This is a genomic window from Microbulbifer sp. ABF4_143 (assembly GCF_056160225.1).
Genome location: NZ_JBSWWT010000020.1, coordinates 13252 through 33394, shown reverse-complemented (window position 1 = coordinate 33394; position 20143 = coordinate 13252). Strand labels below are relative to the sequence as shown.

Annotated in this window: 14 protein-coding genes; 7 read left to right on the top strand and 7 right to left on the bottom strand. The window is 62.6% G+C overall.

Going from position 1 to position 20143, the window contains the following annotated elements:
- Positions 1-110: 110 nt before the first annotated feature.
- The 4 genes from rnk to ACXAF3_RS14720 all read right to left on the bottom strand — a co-directional run bounded on the left by rnk (position 111) and on the right by ACXAF3_RS14720 (position 2794).
- Positions 111-524, bottom strand: coding sequence for a nucleoside diphosphate kinase regulator (gene rnk, locus ACXAF3_RS14735; protein ID WP_475113079.1), 414 nt, complete (start codon positions 522-524; stop codon positions 111-113).
- 120 nt (positions 525-644) lie between these two features.
- Positions 645-1169 (bottom strand): GNAT family N-acetyltransferase, encoded by a 525-nt coding sequence (locus tag ACXAF3_RS14730; protein ID WP_475113078.1) that lies wholly within the window; start codon positions 1167-1169, stop codon positions 645-647.
- A gap of 136 nt (positions 1170-1305) precedes the next feature.
- Positions 1306-1629: a hypothetical protein gene (locus ACXAF3_RS14725; RefSeq protein WP_475113077.1), complete on the bottom strand. Its 324-nt coding sequence runs from the start codon at positions 1627-1629 to the stop codon at positions 1306-1308.
- 244 nt (positions 1630-1873) lie between these two features.
- Positions 1874-2794 carry a LysR family transcriptional regulator gene (locus ACXAF3_RS14720; RefSeq protein ID WP_475113076.1) on the bottom strand — a complete coding sequence of 307 codons (921 nt, stop codon included), beginning with the start codon at positions 2792-2794 and terminating at the stop codon, positions 1874-1876.
- A 195-nt stretch (positions 2795-2989) separates the two neighbouring features.
- On the opposite strand from ACXAF3_RS14720, the gene ACXAF3_RS14715 reads away from it, so the two are divergent.
- From ACXAF3_RS14715 to ACXAF3_RS14700, 4 genes are all read left to right on the top strand, one after another.
- Positions 2990-4435: an NAD-dependent succinate-semialdehyde dehydrogenase gene (locus ACXAF3_RS14715; protein WP_475113075.1), complete on the top strand. Its 1446-nt coding sequence runs from the start codon at positions 2990-2992 to the stop codon at positions 4433-4435.
- A gap of 135 nt (positions 4436-4570) precedes the next feature.
- Complete coding sequence (gene aptA, locus ACXAF3_RS14710; RefSeq protein WP_475113074.1) at positions 4571-5884, top strand: omega-aminotransferase AptA; 1314 nt, start codon at positions 4571-4573, stop codon at positions 5882-5884.
- 210 nt (positions 5885-6094) lie between these two features.
- Positions 6095-6676: an HdeD family acid-resistance protein gene (locus tag ACXAF3_RS14705; RefSeq protein WP_475113073.1), complete on the top strand. Its 582-nt coding sequence runs from the start codon at positions 6095-6097 to the stop codon at positions 6674-6676.
- Between the two features lie 118 nt (positions 6677-6794).
- Positions 6795-8600 carry an aminotransferase-like domain-containing protein gene (locus ACXAF3_RS14700; RefSeq protein WP_475113072.1) on the top strand — a complete coding sequence of 602 codons (1806 nt, stop codon included), beginning with the start codon at positions 6795-6797 and terminating at the stop codon, positions 8598-8600.
- 67 nt (positions 8601-8667) lie between these two features.
- On the opposite strand, the gene ACXAF3_RS14695 is transcribed toward ACXAF3_RS14700, so the two are convergent.
- Positions 8668-9900, bottom strand: coding sequence for an MFS transporter (locus ACXAF3_RS14695; protein WP_475113071.1), 1233 nt, complete (start codon positions 9898-9900; stop codon positions 8668-8670).
- A gap of 300 nt (positions 9901-10200) precedes the next feature.
- Between ACXAF3_RS14695 and ACXAF3_RS14690 the strand changes: the two genes are divergently transcribed.
- The 3 genes from ACXAF3_RS14690 (at position 10201) to ACXAF3_RS14680 (ending at position 15378) form a co-directional block, all read left to right on the top strand.
- The gene (locus tag ACXAF3_RS14690; protein ID WP_475113070.1) at positions 10201-11055 is read left to right on the top strand and encodes a carbon-nitrogen hydrolase family protein; all 855 of its coding nucleotides are present in this window, start codon (positions 10201-10203) and stop codon (positions 11053-11055) included.
- Positions 11056-11186: 131 nt separating this feature from the next.
- Positions 11187-13637, top strand: coding sequence for a TonB-dependent receptor (locus ACXAF3_RS14685; RefSeq protein ID WP_475113069.1), 2451 nt, complete (start codon positions 11187-11189; stop codon positions 13635-13637).
- Positions 13638-13767: 130 nt separating this feature from the next.
- Complete coding sequence (locus ACXAF3_RS14680; protein ID WP_475113068.1) at positions 13768-15378, top strand: tetratricopeptide repeat-containing sulfotransferase family protein; 1611 nt, start codon at positions 13768-13770, stop codon at positions 15376-15378.
- A gap of 54 nt (positions 15379-15432) precedes the next feature.
- Here the strand turns inward: ACXAF3_RS14680 and ACXAF3_RS14675 are convergent, their stop codons facing one another.
- Both ACXAF3_RS14675 and ACXAF3_RS14670 read right to left on the bottom strand, forming a co-directional pair.
- On the bottom strand, positions 15433-18159 hold the full coding sequence (locus tag ACXAF3_RS14675; RefSeq protein WP_475113067.1) for a M1 family metallopeptidase: 2727 nt from the start codon (positions 18157-18159) through the stop codon (positions 15433-15435).
- 201 nt (positions 18160-18360) lie between these two features.
- Positions 18361-19911, bottom strand: coding sequence for an alpha/beta fold hydrolase (locus ACXAF3_RS14670; RefSeq protein ID WP_475113066.1), 1551 nt, complete (start codon positions 19909-19911; stop codon positions 18361-18363).
- Between the last annotated feature and the right edge of the window lie 232 nt (positions 19912-20143).

Below are 20143 nucleotides of genomic sequence, written 5' to 3'. Positions count from 1 at the left end.
CCTGCTTTGTATCTTAACTGCTGGGCTTTTACAACTTGCAGACCCCGGCCGCCTCCAGGATAGGGCTGCGGCCAACGGCCGGGCTGCGCGAGCCCGGCCACTGCGCGGAACTAGCGGTGGAATTCACCGGCTCTTTCCGGCTGATAGACGATATCCACCACCTTCACACGCGTAAATCCACCGCCCGGCTTCGGCCACTCGATCTCATCGCCCTGGGAGAGCCCGAGCAGCGCGCTGCCGACCGGGGCCAGAATGGAGATCTTGCTGCCACTGGAATCCAGGTCTTTGGGGTAGACGAGGGTCAGTGAAAATTCCTCGGACGAAGACTCAATCCGGAATCTCACCGTCGAGTTCATCGTGACCACAGTGTCGGGCACATCCTGCGGTGCGACCACCTCGGCCCTGGACAGCTCCTGCTCCAGCTCCGCCTTGCCCGGAAAAGCATCCTCCGGGAGGGAGTCCAGCAGCTTCTCCAGCCGCTCCATATCGACAGAAGAAATCACAATGTTTGGTCTGCTGCTCATAAATACCTCTGATAAAACCACCGGGGCCGTGAAGTGGCCGGAACGTGAAAAGGGCTATTAGGACCTTTTCGTTGCAGATTCGCAACAAGTGGGAGCGGTTCTACGTTTTCAGTCAGCCCCTTAAGGCCTTGCGGGCCGCTCCTTGTAAAAGTAGGTCGTGCTCTTTAATTCTCCGCATGGGGAAAGTGCGTACCTGGGAATCACTCCCGCCTTGGTCCAATTTAATTTTGTATACAGTCTCTCGGCATCGCTTCCTGATTCAGTGTCGAGAACCAGTGTGTTGATGCCGATTGAAAACGCATATTCTTCTGCCAGATTGACGAGCTTCGAGGCGATGCCTTTTCTTCTGAAGTCCGGGTCAACGAATAATTTCTGTATTTCTCCGCGAAGATATCCGTTTCTTTTCGTGGATCTTTCAAGCTGAATTGATCCGACAATTTTTCCCCCTATTTTTACTACCCAGAGGTGTAAATGGGCACCCAGATTGGTACAGACTGAGCGCCAATAGGATTCGGCTTCAGAAGAGTCAATATCTGCGAGAAATCCAACCGAAGCGCCACTGAGAACATTGGCTATCAGGCAAGAGCTTAACTCAGAGAGTTCATCTTCGGAGATTTCGGTTAACTTATATGCTTCCACATGCATAAACTTCCCTGGCGGTGTGTGTACTGCACAAAATAGGTATGGCGTTAAAAGCTCCGCGGAGGCCCAAAGGGCTGGAGAATACTGCTTGTGTTTGTCGGTGAGACCACGCTTTTTATACGCGAGCCCCCGCGGTGATTTAAAGCCTGCTTTCTTGCTTGGAATCCACCGAGACGACAACGTTATTTTCTACGGTGACCACTACTAAATACATGCCACCTATGTCTCCGGCTATACGATACGTGAGGATTTCCCGCTTTACCGGATTTCCGCCTTCTCCGTCATCAATCGCAATCGTTTCTACCTCTTGATACATTGGGGTGCCAGCAATAGCGATTATCTCAGACTTGCTTTTTCCTTCTGAGATCAGTCTTCCATTGGGAAGTCGGAATGAACTGCTGGCATGTGCAGCGAAAGCAATCACAGTTAGCGCCAGTAACACAGTAACTTTTAAATTTATCATTTTTAATGCTCCTCTAGTCCGGATTTTGCACCACCCGCCTGACACCACTGTAGTGGCATAGTGAATTTGGCCACCTGGTTTTGAGTGATATTATCACTCTCAACGAAGATCAGGTGAATAAATGGCCACCACAATATATATGCACAGCATCCATCATATAGGGTTTGCTCCTACATATAGACACGAGTGCGCAGGTATAACCACCACTTCTACGAGCACCCGTTTAACCGGGTAACAGCGCGGACTATTCCCTGATCACCAGTGCATCCAGAAAAAGCCGCACCGCCGGATGCTCCGCCGCGCTGCGCTTAAACGTCGCCGCGTTCTGAATCCTGTAGCGGAAGCGCTCCGGTTTCAGCGCCATTAACTCCCCGCTTTGCACATAGCGCTCGGCCAGGTATTCCGGCAGAAAACCGACGAACCGCCCCGACAATATCATCGCCAGCCGCGCTGCCATATGGTTGGCGGTGGATCTGTGCGGGAAGAGGCGGTACAGGTGGGCGGCGCCGGAGAGCACGGCGTGGCTGGGGGCGGCCAGTTCCTGCTGTGTCAGTAACTCCTCACTGACCTCCTCCGCGGTTGCCAGCGGGTGCCGGCGGCCGCAGTAGAGCAGGGTCTGGTGTTCGAACAGGGGGCGGTAATCCAGACCCGGGCGGCGGGAGTGCAGCGGGTTGATGCCGACGTCGGCGCGGCCGGCGAGGATTTCCAGTTCCAGTTCCTGCGGGGCGGCCAGTTGCAGGTCCAGCTGCAGCTGCGGTGCCTGTTCGCGGATATGAGCGAGGGTGGCGGGCAGGTCCAGCTGCGGGATTTCCAGTGCGTCGTCGGGCAGCACTATGCGCAGGCTGCCGGTGAGGTGGGACTGGATGGCGTTGACCTGGCTCTTGAAGGCCTCCAGGTGACCGTCCAGTTCGGTGATGGCCCGGAACAGCGCCTCGCCCTCCGGCGTCAGCTTGAAGTCGGCGCGGCCGCGGGATCTGAGGCACAGCTGCATGCCCAGGCGCGCCTCCAGGTCGGACAGGTGGGTGCTGATGGTGGAGCGGCTGATATTCAGCGCCACCTCGGCCGGCGCCAGGCCGCCGGCGCGGACCACCTCGCGGAAGACGCGCAGCAGGCGCAGGTCTATATCGCTCAGGCGGCCGCTCAGGGTGGTTTTGGGTTTGCTCATGCCGGTGCCTTCGGGAGGGCGTGGTGCCTCCGCTCTTTCGCCTGCAAGCAGGCTCCTACACGGGATTTGCCTACCTTAGAGCAAAGTTTGATAAAGGTAAATTTTAGTTCGAAAGATACTGCTATTCACCGCCGTCCGGCCGCGCCAGAATCGCATCAACAGCCGTATAGACCAATAATTGCAAGGAGATTTGCGGTGCAACTGGCCAATCGAGACTTATTGAAGCTTCAGAACTATATCGATGGCGAATGGCGCGACGGGGCCGCGACCGTCGAGGTGCGCGACCCGGCCAACGGCGCGCTGCTGGCGCAGGTGGCAGACGGCAGTGCCGCCGACGCCGAGGCCGCCGTGGCCGCGGCCAGCGCGGCCTTCCCGGCCTGGAAGGAGAAGACCGCCGGCGAGCGCGCCGCGGTGCTGAAGCGCTGGTATCAGCTGATTATCGACAACGCCGACGACCTGGCGCGCATCCTGACCCTGGAGCAGGGCAAGCCGCTGGCGGAGGCGAAGGGCGAGATCCTCTACGGCGCCTCCTATATCGAGTGGTTCGCCGAGGAGTGCCGCCGCGCCTACGGCCAGACGATCCCGACCCACAACCCGGCCATGCGCCTTTCCACCATCCGCCAGCCGGTGGGTGTGGTCGCCTGTATCACGCCGTGGAACTTCCCCAACGCGATGATCACGCGCAAGGCGGCGCCGGCGCTGGCGGCCGGCTGTACCGTGGTGATCAAGCCGGCGGTGGAGACGCCGCTGTCCGCGCTGGCCCTGTGCCAGCTGGCCGAGCAGGCGGGCCTGCCGAGGGGCACTATCAATATGGTGGTGGGATCCGACGCCGCGGGTATCGGCAAGGTCTTGACCCAGGACGAGCGGGTGGCCAAGTTCACCTTTACCGGCTCCACGCCGGTGGGCAAGCTGCTGATGGCCCAGTGCGCGAGCACCGTGAAGAAGATGTCTATGGAGCTGGGCGGCAACGCGCCCTTTATCGTCTTCGACGACGCGGACCTGGACACGGCGGTGTCCGCCTGTGTGGCGACGAAAATGCGCAACGCCGGCCAGACCTGCGTGTCCACCAACCGTATCTACGTGCACGAATCGGTGCACGATGCCTTCGTCGAGAAGCTGCGCGCGGCCATGGCGGCGCTGAAGGTCGGCCACGGCTGTGACGAGGGCGTGGTCGTGGGCCCGCTGATCCACCGCCGCGCCGCGGAGCGGGTGGGCGGCCTGGTACAGGATGCGATCGCGGCCGGCGCCAAGGTCGAACTGGGCGGCGACTTCCTGCCCGAGGGTGAAAACTACTTTGCGCCTACACTGATTACCGGCGTGACCGACGACATGCGCATCGCCCGCGAGGAGATCTTCGGCCCGCTGGCGCCGGTGCAGAAGTTCACCGACGAGGCGGACGTGATCCGCCGCGCCAACGATACGCCCTATGGCCTCGCCGCCTATGTGATGAGTGAGAATATCCGCCGCGCCAACCGCGTGGTGGAGGCGCTGGACTACGGTATGGTGGCCTGCAACGCCGGCGTTTTCTCCACCACCGTGGCGCCCTTCGGCGGCTGCAAGGAATCCGGTATCGGCCGCGAGGGCGGTGTCGAGGGCATGGCGGAGTTTTACGAGACCAAGTACTGCTGTTTCGGAATGTGAATTTTTGAGGCAAGTCGTAGGATGGGCAAAGCGAAGCGTGCCCATCAAGCCGGCGGTGATGGGCACGCTTCGCTTTGCCCATCCTACATGCCGGAAAATTTCTATTATTTTTCAATGAATCTCGGAGCGAAAACCATGTCCGAACTGAAAACCGAAGCCTTCTGGATGCCCTTTACCCCGAACCGCAGCTTCAAGTCCGCGCCGCGGATCGTCGAGCGCGCCGAGGGTATCTACCTGACCGAAAAAGGCGGCCGCCAGATTATCGATGCCACCGCCGGCCTCTGGTGTTCCAACGCCGGCCACTGTCGCGCGGAGATCGCCGAGGCGATCCACCAGCAGGCGAAGAAACTGGATTACAGCTCTATCTTCAACTTCGGCCACGAGCTGAGCTTCGAGTATGCCGAGCGCCTGGTGCAGCACACCCCGGACGGCCTCAACCATGTGTTCTTCGGCAACTCCGGTTCCGAGGCGGTGGAGAGCGCGCTGAAGATTGCGCTGCAATATCAGCGCGCGCGCGGCAAGGGTACCCGCACCCTGTTTATCGGCCGCGAGAAGGGTTACCACGGGGTCAACTTCGGCGGTATCTCCGTCGGCGGTATCGCGCCGAATTACCAGTCCTTCGGTCAGCCGGTGAAGGCGAACCATATGCGCCACACACTGGATATCGAGCGCAACGCCTTCAGCCGCGGTCTGCCGGAACACGGCGTGGAGCTGGCGGAAGACCTGGAGCGCCTGGTGGCCTTCCACGGCGCCGAGCAGATCGCCGCGGTGATCGTCGAGCCCTTTTCCGGTGCCGGCGGTGTGATACTGCCGCCCAAGGGTTACCTGCAGCGCCTGCGCGAGATCTGCGATAAACACGACCTGCTGCTGATTTTCGACGAGGTGATTTCCGGCTGGGGCCGCACCGGTTCCGCCTTCGCGTCCATCGAGTGGGGCGTGACACCGGATATGATCACCTCCGCCAAGGGCATCACCAACGCGGCGGTGCCGCTGGGCGCGGTGTTCGTGAAGGACGAAATCTACAAGACGGTGATGGACGCGGCCCCGGAAGGCGCGGTGGAATTCTTCCACGGCTACACCTATTCGGCGCACCCGGTGGCCTGCGCCGCGGGCATGGCGACCCTGGATATCTACGAGCGCGAGGGCCTGCTGACCCGCGCCAGCGGCGATATCGGCAAGCACTGGGAGAACGCGCTGCACAGCCTAGCGGACCTGGACAATGTGATCGACGTGCGCAACTACGGTCTCGTCGGCGCGATAGAACTGCGCGCGCCGGAAAACCTGAAAGGCAAGTTCGGGGCCAAGGCCTCCGGCCTGGCCTGGGATGCCGGCGTGATGGCGCGCGGTATCGGCGACGCCCTGTGCATGTCGCCGCCGCTGATTATCGAGGCGCACGAGATCGATGCGATCGTCGACAAGCTGCGCGGTGTCATCAAGTCGCTGGCCTGATACGCGCAGCGCGTCGTGTAATAAAATAGCTACACTTCTACTAAGCGGCCCCTGGCCGCGACCATAGTCTGTGCAGAGTCGACTGTGTGGTCGCGGCCAGGGGCCGCTCTTCGTTGCAACGGAATTCATTGGAAAGAATTTCCAAAAAACTGGTTTTCCGTGGGCGGCGACACTTAAATAGATCGCGTCGTGCAATTCGGAGATGCGGTTATGCCCAGCCAAACCCCCGCCATGGCCACGCGCCCGATACTGCAGGTGCTGTCGGAAAACTGGTGGCTGCTGCTGTTGCGCGGTATCGCCGGTGTCCTTTTCGGCGTACTGTGTTTTGTCTGGCCGGGGCTCTCCCTGCTCACGCTGGTGGTTCTGTTCGGCGTCTATGTGCTGCTCGACGGCTTCTTCGCGCTGATCGCCGCGGTGCTCGGCCGGCACAGATCGACGCCGCTGTGGTGGTTGATTGTCGCGGGTCTCGTCAGCGTCGCCGCGGGTATAGTGACCTTTATCTATCCGCAGGTGACCGCGCTGGTGTTGGTGATCTTTATCGGCGCCTGGGCGCTGGTGCGCGGTCTCTTTGAAATCGTCGGCGCGGTGCGCCTGCGCAAGGAGATAGATCAGGAGTGGCTGTTGATTGCGGTCGGCGTGCTGTCGGTGATTTTCGGTATCGCGATACTGGTCAACCCCGGTGCCGGTGCGCTGGCGCTGGTGTGGTTGATCGGTGCCTACGCGATCTTCTTCGGCCTGCCGATGATCTGGCTGGCATTCCGCCTGCGCAAGCTGCACAGGGATGAATCCTGACCTGGATTGGACGAACCTTGTGTTCACCCAAAACCCCGCGCCCGCTTGATTTGCCCGCTGTGGCGGGGGCATTATTCCTGCACATATAACAAAAACACACAACAACAGCGGCCCCACCATGGCGGAATCACTGATCGTGCTGGACCCGCAGGCGGGAAAGAGCCTGCAGGCGCAGATACGGGAAAAAATCATCCAGGGTATTCTCTCCGGCAGCATTCCCGCCGGCCATAAGATGCCGTCTTCGCGGCGCATGGCGGAGCAGTTGGGGGTCGCGCGCAATACGGTGGTGCTCGCCTACCAGCAGCTGGTGGACGACAGTTTTCTGGTTACCCGCGAGCGCAGCGGCTTCTATGTCAACGAGGCGATACCGCAGCAGGGCGTAATCAGCCATACCGGTTCCGCCGCCGCGGCCGGCAGTGGCGATGCGGACCGCGCCTTCTGGCGTCGGCACTGCAACCCGGTTTCCGTCAGCCGCCGCGCGCTGCAGCCGCGCCCGGCCAACTGGTTGCAGTATCCCTTCCCGTTCGTCAGCAACGAGTACGACCCGCGCCTCTACCCGGGGGCCGAGTGGCGCGAGTGTACGCGGGATATCTACACGGCGCGGGAAGTGGCCCAATGGGCGACGCTCGGAGCCAACGAGGACGACCGCCAGCTGGTGGAGCAGATCTGCACCCGACTGTTGCCGCGCCGCGGCATCTATGTGGAGCCGGGGCAGATACTCCTGACCAGCGGCCTGCAGCAAGCCTGCTATCTGCTCGGACAGTTGCTGTTGAACGGCAATCGCTCGCTGGGCCTGGTGCAACCGGCCTGCGCGGAAACCGAGGAAATTTTCCGCCGCACCGGCGCGCGGCTGTTGCCGCTGCCCCAGGACGGCGACGGCCCGCTGCTCGGCGATGCGCTGCAGAGCAGTGACTGCTGGTTTCTGCAGCCCAATACACACAATCCCACTGCGGTCAGCACCAGCCTGGAGCGGCGCCGCCAGCTGCTGCAGCGGGCGTTGGCGCAGGGCTCGGTGATTATCGAGAACGACTGTGACTACGAATTCTGCTACCACGGCAATCCGCTGCCACCGTTGAAGAGTATGAGCGGCGGCGACTCGGTGATCTACCTCTACCAGTTTCCAAAGGTGATAGATCCGGGCATGCAGCTGGCCTTTGTGGTCGCGCCCAAGCCGGTGATTCAGCGCCTGCGCGCTCTGCGCTATACGCTGCGGGAAAGGGTGCCGGCAATCAACCAGCGGTTGCTGGCCAAATTTATCGCCTCCGGTCATCTGGATGCGGCCAGCTTCCGCATTACGCAACAGCTGCGCGAGCGCTGGGTCGCGCTCGGCGAGGCGCTGATGTACCACCTGCCGAAACTGCAGGTGCGCCGCGCCAGCTGCGGCACCGCCTGCTGGCTGGCACTGCCCGAGGGCGTGGATGCGGACCAGTTGCAAAAACGCGCCGAGCAGGAGGGCCTGTTGCTGGAAGCGGTGCGCGAATCCAACAGTCTGCGCCTGGGCTATGCCGCCATAGAGGCGAGTAAGATAGAGGCGGGTATCAGGGTGCTCGCGCAACTGATCAACGGAGAGGTTTCAGACACCGAGGAAACCCTGGCCACGGCCAGCGGCCGCCGCCTGAGCGCGAGGGAACTGCGGGCGGAATTCCCCGGCGCGGTACTGCTCGGCACCAACACTCTGGGCGAATCCTACCGCATTCAGCTGATGGCCGACGGCACCATGCTCGGCTACTCGCGCAACGATGTGGACGTGGACGAAACGGACACCGGCCGCTGGTGGCTGCAGGGAGATCTTTGGGTGCGCCAGTGGCGCAACTGGTCCTACGGGCGCAAGGCCAGTTTCTATGTGGTGGCGGAGGAACACCGCATCAAGTGGTTTAACGAGGACGGCAAACTGATCGATACCGCCATCCTCGCCCGCGAGTAACTTCAAAAACCGATCTGTAGGGGCGGACCTGTGCGCGCCCGCCCCGGTGTCCGAAAGAGCCGAACGGTTACACCGCCGCCCGATCCAGCCTGACCGCTGCCGGCAGCGCCGCCAGGCACAACGCCAGCATCCCGCAGGCAATGGCGATCAACTGGGTATAGCTGCCGCCGCTGGAAATAAAGTGTCCGGCCACCAGCGGCCCGCAGGCCAGGCCCATCTTTGACGCGAAACCGCCGAAGGCGCCCATCTGCCCCGCCGCGTCGAACTTCGAGGCCATGGTCAGCAGGTAGGGCACGCAGAAGGCCCAGGTGATACCGGTCACCACATTGGCGAGGACAAACACCGGCTTCAAATCGCTGAAGACAAACAGCGCCAGCCCCACCAGCGTCACCAGCAGTGCTATCGTCAGCGGCGGTGCCAGTGCGAAGCGCTGGCCGGTATAGGCGGCCAGGGCGGCGCCGCCGATGGCGATCAGGTTGGCCCAGAAGAGTGTCTGGCTGATAAACGGCAGCGGCAGTTCGAAGGACTTGCCCAGATCGAAAATAAACGCGAACAGGGCCATATTCGCAAACTGGAAGCAGAACAGGGATACCAGCGTAATCAGCATCGGCAGCATCGCCACTTTGGTATTCAGCGGTACTTTCTTTTCCTCTTCCCTGGTCGGCAGCGGATAGCCGGCGAGGAAGGGCAGCATGGCCAGGGTGATCAAACTGAAGGTGATCAGCGCGTAGAAGGGCACATAGGTGCCGTACTGAGTTACCAGCTCCGGCAGGAAGAGCAGCCCCAGCGCACCGCCGCTGTACTGCACCAGCAGCACCATGCTGTAGGCGCGCCCGGCGATACCGCTGCGCGCAATGGCCGCAAAGCCGAGCCCCACCAGCGCGCCGCCGAGTATGCCGTGTACCAGGCGCAGCGGGATCAGCAGCGCCAGGTCGGCCAGGGTGATGGTCAGCACATCCACGCTGATGGAGCAGAGCAGCAGTGTGCAGGCGGCCAGTTTCCACTGCGGAATCCTCTTCACCAGCAGCGACACGGCAAAGGCGCCGATCACCGCGCCGATGGTGTTGGCAAAGGTGATCTCCCCCGCCTGCGCCGCGGACAGTCCGGCGCCGGCCATCAGCGAGTCGACGATGACCGGGAAAATATTCACATAATAAAGGCCTGCGGAGGAAAGAAAGGCGAGCAGGACCGAAGCAATCCAGCCCTGAGGTGCGGCTTTGGGGATCGAATTGGGAAAAGTGCCCGAAGGTTTGCCGGCTTCGAAGGGCCGACCTGCCAGACTTTCTGCGTTGTCGCTCATAGATGCTCCGATGGGACGCTGCCCTTTTTTATTGTTTGGTGTGCGGGCCGCAACCAGTTTAAGGAATCGCTGAATAGTTCCGCAATGGTTGTACCTGGCACAACGCTAACGGATTGTGGGCCAGAATATAGGGCCAGATGCCCGCCGGACATGGAGCCACGAGCGGCGGATTGGGCCACTGCCGGCGGTTGGACTCATCGGGAGAGAAAATCTGGACCTATTGCCGGTCGTCCGAATCGCCCAAGATAAAGCCAGATACAGGCCGCCACCGCGGCAGTGACAAGTGGGAGCCGTCCGGCGATGAATAATAAGAGTGACTATTTCGGTATTGCGGCGCTGCAGCTGAACCTGGCGGAGGCCGACAACCTGGAGCTGCTGCTGGAGCGTATCCAGAAGACCAAACTGCGCTTTCCGTGGGTAAAGATGGTGGTGCTGAGTGAGCTGGCTCTGCGCGGTGTCGGCGTGCAGCATGCGCGCGAGCTGCCGTCGGCAGAGGAGGACGCCTTCCGCCGCGCCGCGCGCGAACTGGGGCTCTGGCTGGTGCCCGGCTCCATGTACGAAAAGTGCGGCAGCGCCGTATTCAATACCACCCCGGTCATCAGCCCCGACGGCGAGGTGGTCGGCCGCTACCGCAAGATCTACCCCTTCCTGCCCTACGAAAAGGGCGTGACCGGCGGCGACCAGTTCCTGGTCTTCGACGTGCCGGAGGTGGGGCGCTTCGGCGTCTCCATCTGCTACGACATCTGGTTCCCGGAAACCACGCGCGCACTGACCTGGCTGGGCGCCGAGGTGATTATCCATCCCACCAAGACGGATACCATAGACCGCCAGGACGAACTTTCCATAGTGCGCGCCAGCGCGGCCACCAACCAGTGCTATATCGTCGACGTGAACTCGTCCGGCGCCCAGGGCGTAGGGCGCTCGATCATCGCCGGGCCCGAGGGGGAGGTGATTCACGAGGCCTCGGTAGGGGAGGAGATCATCGCCTTCGAAATCGACATGGACAAGGTGAGGCGGGTGCGCGAGCGCGGCATGAAGGGCCTGGGGCAGACGCTGAAAAGTTTCCGCGACGCGCGCGTGCGCTACCCGCAGTACGAACCGGGCGCAGTATCGCCGGCCTACGAGGCACTGGGCCCGTTGAAAGTGCCCGAGTGAGCGGCGGGCAACTCAGTCACTGCGCATCAATTGGCGCCAGGTTTGTGCCAGTTGATGCGCAGCATGTTTCAACATCGACAACAGCAACCGGCGCGGTTCGGCCAGACAATAAAAGAAAAGTAGAGGGAACCATGAAAGAGCAAAGCAATCAGGGGTTCAGCAAAAAATCACTGGCGGTTGCGGTCGCCGCTGTTTCTGCGGGCACACTGTTTTCTGTTCCGCAGATGGTATATGCGCAGGATACGGCGCTGGAAGAGGTCATAGTGACGGCCACCCGCCGCTCCGAGAGCGTGCAGGATATTCCCTACAATATCTCAGCGGTCGCCGGCGACGACCTGGAGGCGGCGCAGATAGTCGACGCCGCGGAAATGATGCGCAGTATCCCCGGCCTGACCGTCGTGGATCGCGGCTACCGCAATTCCGGCACCGTCAACGGTGTCATTATCCGCGGCATGAACGTGGACAGCGGCGGCAACGGCGATGTGCCCCTGTCCGCGGTACCAACCGTGGCCACCTATGTGGACGACACACCGCTGTACGGCAACTTTATTCTGAAGGATATCCAGCGGGTCGAGGTGCTGCGCGGCCCACAGGGCACGCTGTACGGATCCGGCTCCCTGGCCGGCACGGTGCGCTACATCATGAACAAGCCGAGTCTGGACGACTTCGAGGCCAAGGTGAGCAGCGGCTACAGCCGCAGCGAGGGCTCCGACGGTTTCAATTTCAATGCCGACGCCCTGGTGAATATTCCGATGGGTGACAAGATGGCGCTGCGCGCCAGCGTCGGCGTGATCGACAACGACGGTATCGTCGACTACACGAATGTCTACAAGCTCGACCGGAGCGGCGCGCCGCTGGCGCAGGGGGACGATATCGCCTCCGGCGGCCCGCTGTTCGAAAGCCGCGCGGACGCGGACACGGTGGACATCACTTACGGCCGCGTGGCGCTGCTGGTGGAGCCGAACGACCGCTTCAGCGCGCAGCTCTCGCATCAGTTCCAGGAAGACGAGATCGGCGGGCGCCGCCAGGTCACGCGCGGCGCCAACTGGGTGAGTGGCAGCGAGGATTTCTACGATGACTACGAGAACGGTGCGGTGATTCTCGAGCCGTCCGAGCGCGAGGTGGACCTGACCGCGCTGGAAATCTCCGTGGATCTCGGCTTCGCCACCTTCACCTCCAGCACCGCCAGCTACAGCCACTCCGGCAGCGCGCTGAGCGACAATACCGGTTTCTACGCGCAGAACGGCTGGTTTGCCGACTTCTACAGCGGCACGCCGCGCCCGCTGGCCGTGGCCGAGCGCTTCTACGAGGACAAGGCGCTGACGCAGGAAATCCGCCTGGTCTCCAGTGCCGAGGATGCGTTCGTGGACTGGGTGGCCGGTTTCTTCTATATGGATCAGGACAGCAACGCCGGTCAGAACAGTTTTATGCCCGGTTGGGCCGAGTGGATGGCCAACATTCCAGCCGATTGGACGCCCGGCATCAGCAAGGCAGAGGAGTGGACCGGTTGGGGTGCCAATGTGCAGGATCAGGACTTCTACTTCCGCCGCAACCAGTCCTTCACCGATACGGCGATTTTCGGCGAGGCCACACTGAACTTCACCGATACCGTGCGCATGACGCTCGGCATGCGCCACTTCGAAAACGAACTGAAAAACGACAGCCAGATACAGCTGCCGATCTGGCCATCGCCGGAGGAGGAGACCAGGGCCCGCTTCGACACGGAAGACAGCGACACGCTGTTAAAGGCGAACCTGTCCTGGGATGTCAGTGACAGCACCATGCTCTACGCGACGGTATCCGAGGGCTACCGCCGCGGCGGCGCCAACGCGGTGCCGCTCGCCGGCAACTTCGCCGAGAGCCCCGCGTATCTGCAGTACGACGCCGACAGCGTGCTGAACTACGAGCTGGGTATCAAGGGCGCCACCGGCAATATGCGCTACACGGTATCGGTATTCCGTATGGACTGGGAGGACCCGCAGCTGAACACGGCCACCAGCAACTGGGGCTTCTTCGCCGCGATCAACGGCGAATCCGCGCGCACCCAGGGGCTGGAAGTGGAGCTGGAGGGCAATCTGTCCGAATCGCTGCACTATGCGTTCGGCTACGCCTATGTGGACGGCCAGCTGACCGACGACTTTATGAAGCCCGCGGGCAACTGGCAGGGCGACGGCGTCCTGTTCGAGGTGCCGGTTGCCGAAGACGGTGACAGGCTGCCGAGCACCGCCGAGCACACCCTGTCCGCCGCGCTGGATCACACTGCCGAAGTCGGTGACGGCCTGATACTGGTATCGCGCCTGAGCGCCTACTACCAGTCGGAGACCAGCAATACCATCGGCGGCGGCGCCGTGGCTGCGGATATCGATGCGTTCAGCCTCTGGAACGCCAGCAGTTCACTGGTGGCGGACAGGTGGACCGCTACCCTCTTCGTGAAAAACCTGCTGAATGAGGACGGCGTGACCGGCGCTCTGCCGGAGGCCTATATGGGTACGGACCCGGCGGAGTACTTCCTCGGCAACTCCTCCAAGGACTATATCAGCCAGCCGCGCACCATCGGTATAGCGGCAAGCTATCTCTTCTGACGGTGTCACCTCGTTGTTTTGGCCGGCCTTTCAGGCCGGCTTTTTTATTGTTATAACGGTGAAAAAATACCAAGAGACAGGAGGGATACTCATGCCTTCCGCCTCGGTAACAATTCGGAAGAGAACCGCCTTGCAAAATTCCCAGGCCGCTGAGCTCTATCGACAGGCACAGAAACATCTCTCCGAACGCGACCAGCGCAGGGCCAAGGAAACCCTGTTGCGGGCGTTACAGCTCGATCCGCAATACATCAACGCCTACCGGTTGCTGGCCGATATCCATGTGGCCGAGTCGGATACGGTATCGGCGCGCGGCTATCTCGAACAAGCGCTCGCGCAGCTGCAAGCGGGCAGCGGGCGGCACACGGCCGTGTCCCTGCACCTCGCCTCGCTGCACCTGCGTGACGGCGATCTCGCCGCCGCCGCGGCGGCGCTGGATGTGCAGGCGGCGCTGGCGGTCAATGATATCCGCATGCTCGCCCGGGCCGGCTACCTGTTTACCCGCTGTGAAAAGCACCGCGACGCGCTGGCGCTGTACGAAAAAGCGCTGGCGCTGCAGCCGCGGGATCCGCAGTTACTGTACAACTGCGCCGCGGCCAACCGGGCCATGGGCAACCTGGCGCGCGCCGAGCTGCTCTACGAGCGTGTCATCGAGCTGGCGCCGGAGGACTGGGAGGCCTATCGGGATCGCTCCGAGTTGAGAAAGCAGAGCGCGCAGAGCAATCATATCGGCGAGCTGCGGCAGTTGCTGCAGCGGGAGCATCTGCCCGAGCGGGCGCGGGTGCAGCTCAATTTTGCCCTGGCCAAGGAGCTGGAAGATGTCGGCGATTACCCGGCGAGTTTCGAGGCGCTGGCGCGGGGCTGTGCGGCGCGGCGCGCCGCTATGCAGTATTCCGTGGAGCCGGATCTGCAGGGGATGGAGGAGATAGCGCGGGTATTCGGTGCCGAGCGGCTCGGGCGGCTCGGCGCCGCGCCCGAACGCGGCTGCGGACTGATCTTTGTTCTGGGCATGCCGCGCACCGGCACCACACTGGTGGAGCGCCTGCTCACCATGGCCGACGGCGTGGTATCCGCAGGGGAGCCGGACACCTTCTCGCGCCTGTTGCACCGCGGCGTACAGCGGATCGCGGTGGAGGGGGGCGGTTTCGCCAAGCGGGATTTCGTCGCCGCGGCGGCGGATGTGGATCTGGCGCAGATAGGCGCCGACTACGCCGGGCAGATGCGGCGGCGCGCCGAGCAGCTCGGCGGCCGTGTGATTGTCGATAAGAACCCGATGAACTTTCTCTACCTTGGGCTGATAGCCGCCGCGCTGCCGTCGGCCAGGATAGTGCATCTGTGCCGCGGACCGATGGACAGCTGCTATGCAATATTGAAGACGCTGTTCAAATCCGCCTATCCGTTTTCCTACGATCAGCTGGAACTGGGGCGCTACTATCTCGGTTACCGCAAGCTGATGGCGCACTGGCACAGCGCCCTGCCCGGTGCCATCTACGATCTGCACTATGAAAAACTGGTGGCGGATCCCGCGGGGGAGAGCCGCAGGCTGTTCGAGTTCTGCGGGTTGGCGTGGACGGAATCCGTATTGGACTTCCACCGGCGGGAGAAGCAGGGAACGGCCACCGCCAGCGCCGCCCAGGTGCGCCAGCCTGTTTACCGATCCTCTGTCGGAAAATGGAAAAATTATCGCGGGCAGTTGCAGCCGCTGGTTGAAATTCTGACCGCGGGTGGAATAGAGGTTGAGTAGCGTCGGGTAGATGGATCGCGGCCGGTGGCCGCGATCAGAGCCTGGAAAAACTCCCTACGGCAGGGCTCCGAGCAGGGCCTCCCCCTTCTCTTTTAGCGCCATACACAGCTGGATCTGCTCCCGGGTCTGCGCCAGGCTGCGCTGGTAGCCCGGCGCCCGCTTGCCGTGCCGGTCGAACAGCCGCTGCAGCTGTTGCAGCTTGTCCTCTTCGCAGAAGGCGCGGGCGAAGGCCGGAGTCTGGCGGCGCCACTGCGCCGGGATCTTGTCCAGTACCCTGTCGAAGTTCTGCTGCAGCCACTGCCAGTGTTGCGCCTGCAGCGCCGGCTCCGCCAGCGCGTGCTGGATCAGGCCGAAGGCCTCGCGGGAGCCCATTTGTTCGCTCAGGGCCAGCTGGTGGATTTTCTGCAGCTGCCGCGGGTTGTTGCTGCTGCCGATGGCATTGGCGCTGGCGCTGTCGAAGCGCGGGTCGTCCAGCTGTTTGCGCACGGCCACCAGGTGGTCGAGGAATGCATCGCCGGAGTCCTGCACCGCCACCGTCAGCGCCGCCTCGTAGAGGTCGGAGTCCAGCGCTTCGGCGTCGCGCTCGCGCCCGAAACCGGTAAAGGCGGCGGCTCTGCCGGCGAGCACCTTGCGCGCATCCCCGTCGCCGGCGGTGAGCGCCATAAAGCTCAGCAGTTCGCTGTGCAGCAGCTGTTCCTCGCTGTCGGGACTGTCCGCCGTCTCGTTCAGGAGCGGCAGGTACAGGTTCTGGGCGAAATTCAGAAACGCCGACCGGTCTTCCTGAGCGAGGTAGTTGTGGCGATATTTCTGCAGGTAGTGCAGCGGTGCCACGACGACCTGGCGCTTGTCCGCCGCGGCGGACTGGCGCACTACTTCCAACAGCAGGGCTTCTGGCAGCTGGCCGGCCTCGAAGGCGGCGAAGGCGCTGTCGATGATCGACAGCTGTTCGGTGGGGGTAAACCCGGCGAAGCGTTCCACCAGCGCCGACCAGTAGTCGCCGGGCAGTGTCCAGCGGTAGTAGCCGCTGCCCTGGGCGTTCGGCAGCAGCCACTCGGGGCAGGCGCCGCCGGAGAGCGCCACTTCCTGTTCTAGGCTGGTCAGCATCAGGCACTGCTGCACATTGCTGCCGCCACTGAAACAGAAGGGGATACTCCAGTGCTGGTCGGAATCCGGGATCGGCGAGCCGAGCGGCTTGTAGCGCTTCTGCGCCACCAGCAGTTTTGCCCCGCCCTCCTGCGCGCAGTCCACGACGATATCCAGCTGCGGCACGCCTTTCTGTTCGACGAAGCTGCGGAAGGTTTCGGTCAGCTGCGGGGTGCCGGTCTCCTCGCCGATCACGGCGTAGAAGGCCGGCGAGTCGGCCACGCCGTCGGCGAAGGTCTCGATATAGCGGCCCAGTGCGGGGCGGAATTTGTCCGCGCCGAAATACTTATCCACCATATGGATAACGCCGAGGCTCTTGGCGTAGGTGATGGCATCGTAGGCGTTGCGGATATTGTTGTTGTCGGTGACCGGCTCGCGAATGGCGCGGGTGCTGGCCAGTGAGTCCAGCTGCATCGCGCTGATTGCGCGCACCGCCGCGTTCAGGTCGTGGCCGCCGTTGGGCTCGAAGATGGTCAGCGCCAGCGGCGTGCCCCAGGTGGAGAAGCCCTCCTTCAGCCACAGGTCGTCCCACCAGGGCGGCGTGACCAGGTTGCCGAACCACATATGGGCGATCTCGTGCGCATGCACGCCGAGCAGCGCCAGGCGCGCGCCCGGGGCCGGTTTGTCGCCGACCAGGATGCGCTGTTCGCGGTAGGTGATGGCGGCGGAGAGTTCGGTGGCGCCGCTGGGCCACTGGGGGGCGGCGACGATATCGAGTTTCTCAAACGGGTAGGGGCGCTGCAGTTCCGTCTCGAAGATCTCCACCATGCGCGGGGTGATATCGAGAATGTAATTCATATCGCCGCCGCGTCCCCTGCGCGCGAAGCCGCGCAGCGGAATCGGGTTTTTGCGGTATTGGTTCGGCGGAATCGCCGGGCGCTCGACCCTATCGAAGGGGCCCACCGACAGCGACAGCAGGTAGGTGGACATGGGCCGCGTGGTGGCGAAGGTGACTTTTTCCAGCCCCTCGCCCGCCGCTTCGCGCTTCAGTTCGGCGCCGTTGCTGATGGCGGCGTAGCCGGCCGGCACCGTGAGGCTGATATCGAAGGGCGCCTTCAGGCCCGGTTCGTCGAAGCCCGGCAGGTACTTGCGCGCCTGGATGGATTCGGATTTGGCCAGTGCGTAGGCATCGCCCTGCTCCTCCACCTTGAACAGGCCGGCCAGGTTGCGGTCGTAGTCGGCACTGTAGGCGATACGCAGCGTGAAGGTGCCGGCGGGAATCCTCTCGGCAAAGCCAACTCTGGCCACGCCGCTTTCCAGCACCTCTTTGTATTCCGCCGGCACCACTTTGCCGTCCGCGAGTTCCGCGGCGATTTCGGATACGCGCAGGTTCTTGCCGTGCAGCCAGATATGGTCGGCGGCGCTGGCCATCCGGATATCGATTTCCACGCTGCCGGAAAAGTCGTCGCGCCTGGGATCCAGCAGCAGGTCCAGGCGGTAGGCCTGCGGGCGCACGCCGTCGGGCAGTTTGCCCGCCGGCGCATCGCCGTAATCGACGGCCTCTGCCGCAGCCGCTTCCGCGGCGGGTTTTTCCTTTAGTTCCGCTTCGGTTTTATCCTCGGCTCTCTCGGACGGGCCGCAGGCGGCCAATACGAACAGTGGCGCGGCCAGCAGGTAGCGCAGGAAAGTCTTGCTCATAATTTCTCTGATGATCGGGGGTGAGTTTCGACGAAGCGCCATTGTAGCCTTTTGGGAAGGTATTGCCGAAGGCGGGGCTTACCTTGTGTTCGTCCCCCGGTGGGAAAAGCAATGATCGCTATGCGAAGGCCCTGCTGCCGGCAGCAGGGCCGCTACGGGTTTCACAACCGGTGCCACGCCATAGCGGGGCGAACACGAGCTTTACAGATGCGGTATCGTCAGCCTGGAAATGCGGTTGCTGCGATAGGGCACTTCAATCTCGTAGTTGGTATCCGCGGGCTTCTGGTAAATCAGCCCCTCGGTGTCTATCGCCAGTGTCACCCTGTGCCCCGCCGGCACGTCGTAGCTGGTGGTGAAAAACTCCACCGCGATTTTCTGCTCCCGGCCCACCTGTGCATCGCGCAGCGTGATGGGCGCGTGGGTGATCAGCCGGCCCACGCCGAGGGGACCGGTGTCGTACAGGTGCAGGTGCAGCTGTACTTCCGGCTTGCTCGGTTTTATCCACATTTCGAGCCGGGGGGTGCCGCGGATTTTCAATGTGCTCCACTGCAGCGGCGACTTGTACTCTATTGCGTGGTAGCCGTTGATCGCGGGCATATAGGTGTAGACCGGAATGCCGAGCCCCTCGAGTGCATCGGACACTACCGGTATACCGGTGCCGGCCGCGGTGTCGGCGCCGCCGTGGAAGTCGTTGCTCCAGGGCCAGCCGGAATAGGGCGTGCCCTTCAGGCTGCCGTTGCCCAAGTAGGTCAGGCGCGGGTGCAGGTACCAGTGGCGCCGCTTCTGGGTCACCGGGAAGTCGTCGAACTGCTCAAGGCGGTTGCTGATACGCACCGTCATATCCACCTTCGGTTCGCTGTCGATGCCGTTGGCCTCGCCCTTCAGGTAGCGGTCGAACCAGCGGAAGCTGGTGGCCCAGATATGACCGCGGTTGCCGCCGAGGGTCTCGGTCACCGCGTGGGTGCCCGGGTTCAGCAGCAGCTTTTTCGGGCCGTTCAGCAGTGTGTAGAGATCCGTCATGCTGTTGGGCTTGAACAGGTAGTCGGCGAAGTTGTTCGACATCAGCACTGCGGTGCCGTTGGCGTTGAGTGCGTCGACAAAGCTGAGCGCCGAGCGGCTGGCGCCGAAGTCGATCACGTTGTCGATATTCTGGCCCGAGCGCAGGTCGCTCCAGATCCGATCCACGATCGGTTCGCGATGGAAGGCGGTGTTCACCAGCAGGGTGCCCCACACCAGGTTGACTGTGTCGTTCGGGTAGAGGCCCTCCACGACATCGGACCAGCCGGACAGGGCCGCCACCGCCTCCACGCGCGGATCCGCCGCCGCGGCCAGCAGAGACACGCCGGCGCCGTAGGAGATGCCGGCCATACCCAGTTTGCCCACCGGGTAGTTGGCCTGCAGCCAGTCGATCAGCACGCCCACATCGGCGAGGCTGTTATCCCCGGCCACATCCACCAGGCCGCCGGAGCGGCCGAAGCCGCGGGTGGAATAGCTCATCACCAGGTAGCCGTTGTCCGCCAGTTTGGCGGCCTGCAGCAGGTACTGGTGCTTGTCCAGGGCCCAGCTGTTGGTGAACAGCACTGTCGGGTAGCCACCGGCGGGCGGCGGCGTGTCCGGCACCCAGAGGTTGGCGTCCAGCTCGGTGCCGTCGAAGGAGGGGATATCCAGATCGGCAATAAACTGCGGCGCGGCCCAGGCCTGCGCCGCCAGCAGGGCGCCGCCGAGCAGCGCCAGTAGCGGTGAGGTTTTCATCGTCTTCTCTCTTATTCTGTGCAGTTTTTGTTATTTTGTGACCAAGCGGTCAGCGGCGGTCATAAGCACAATATAGGCGTCGGCGATTTGCCGTTGGATAGCGGAGTTGAAAACTGAGAAGTGGATCTCGGTCATTGGCGCGCGACACATTGACTCGTATTCCGCCATCTTTCTGACTTGTACGGACTTTTCAGTCTCGGAAAAACCGGCTGGTCTCGGGAGTTGGTCTAAA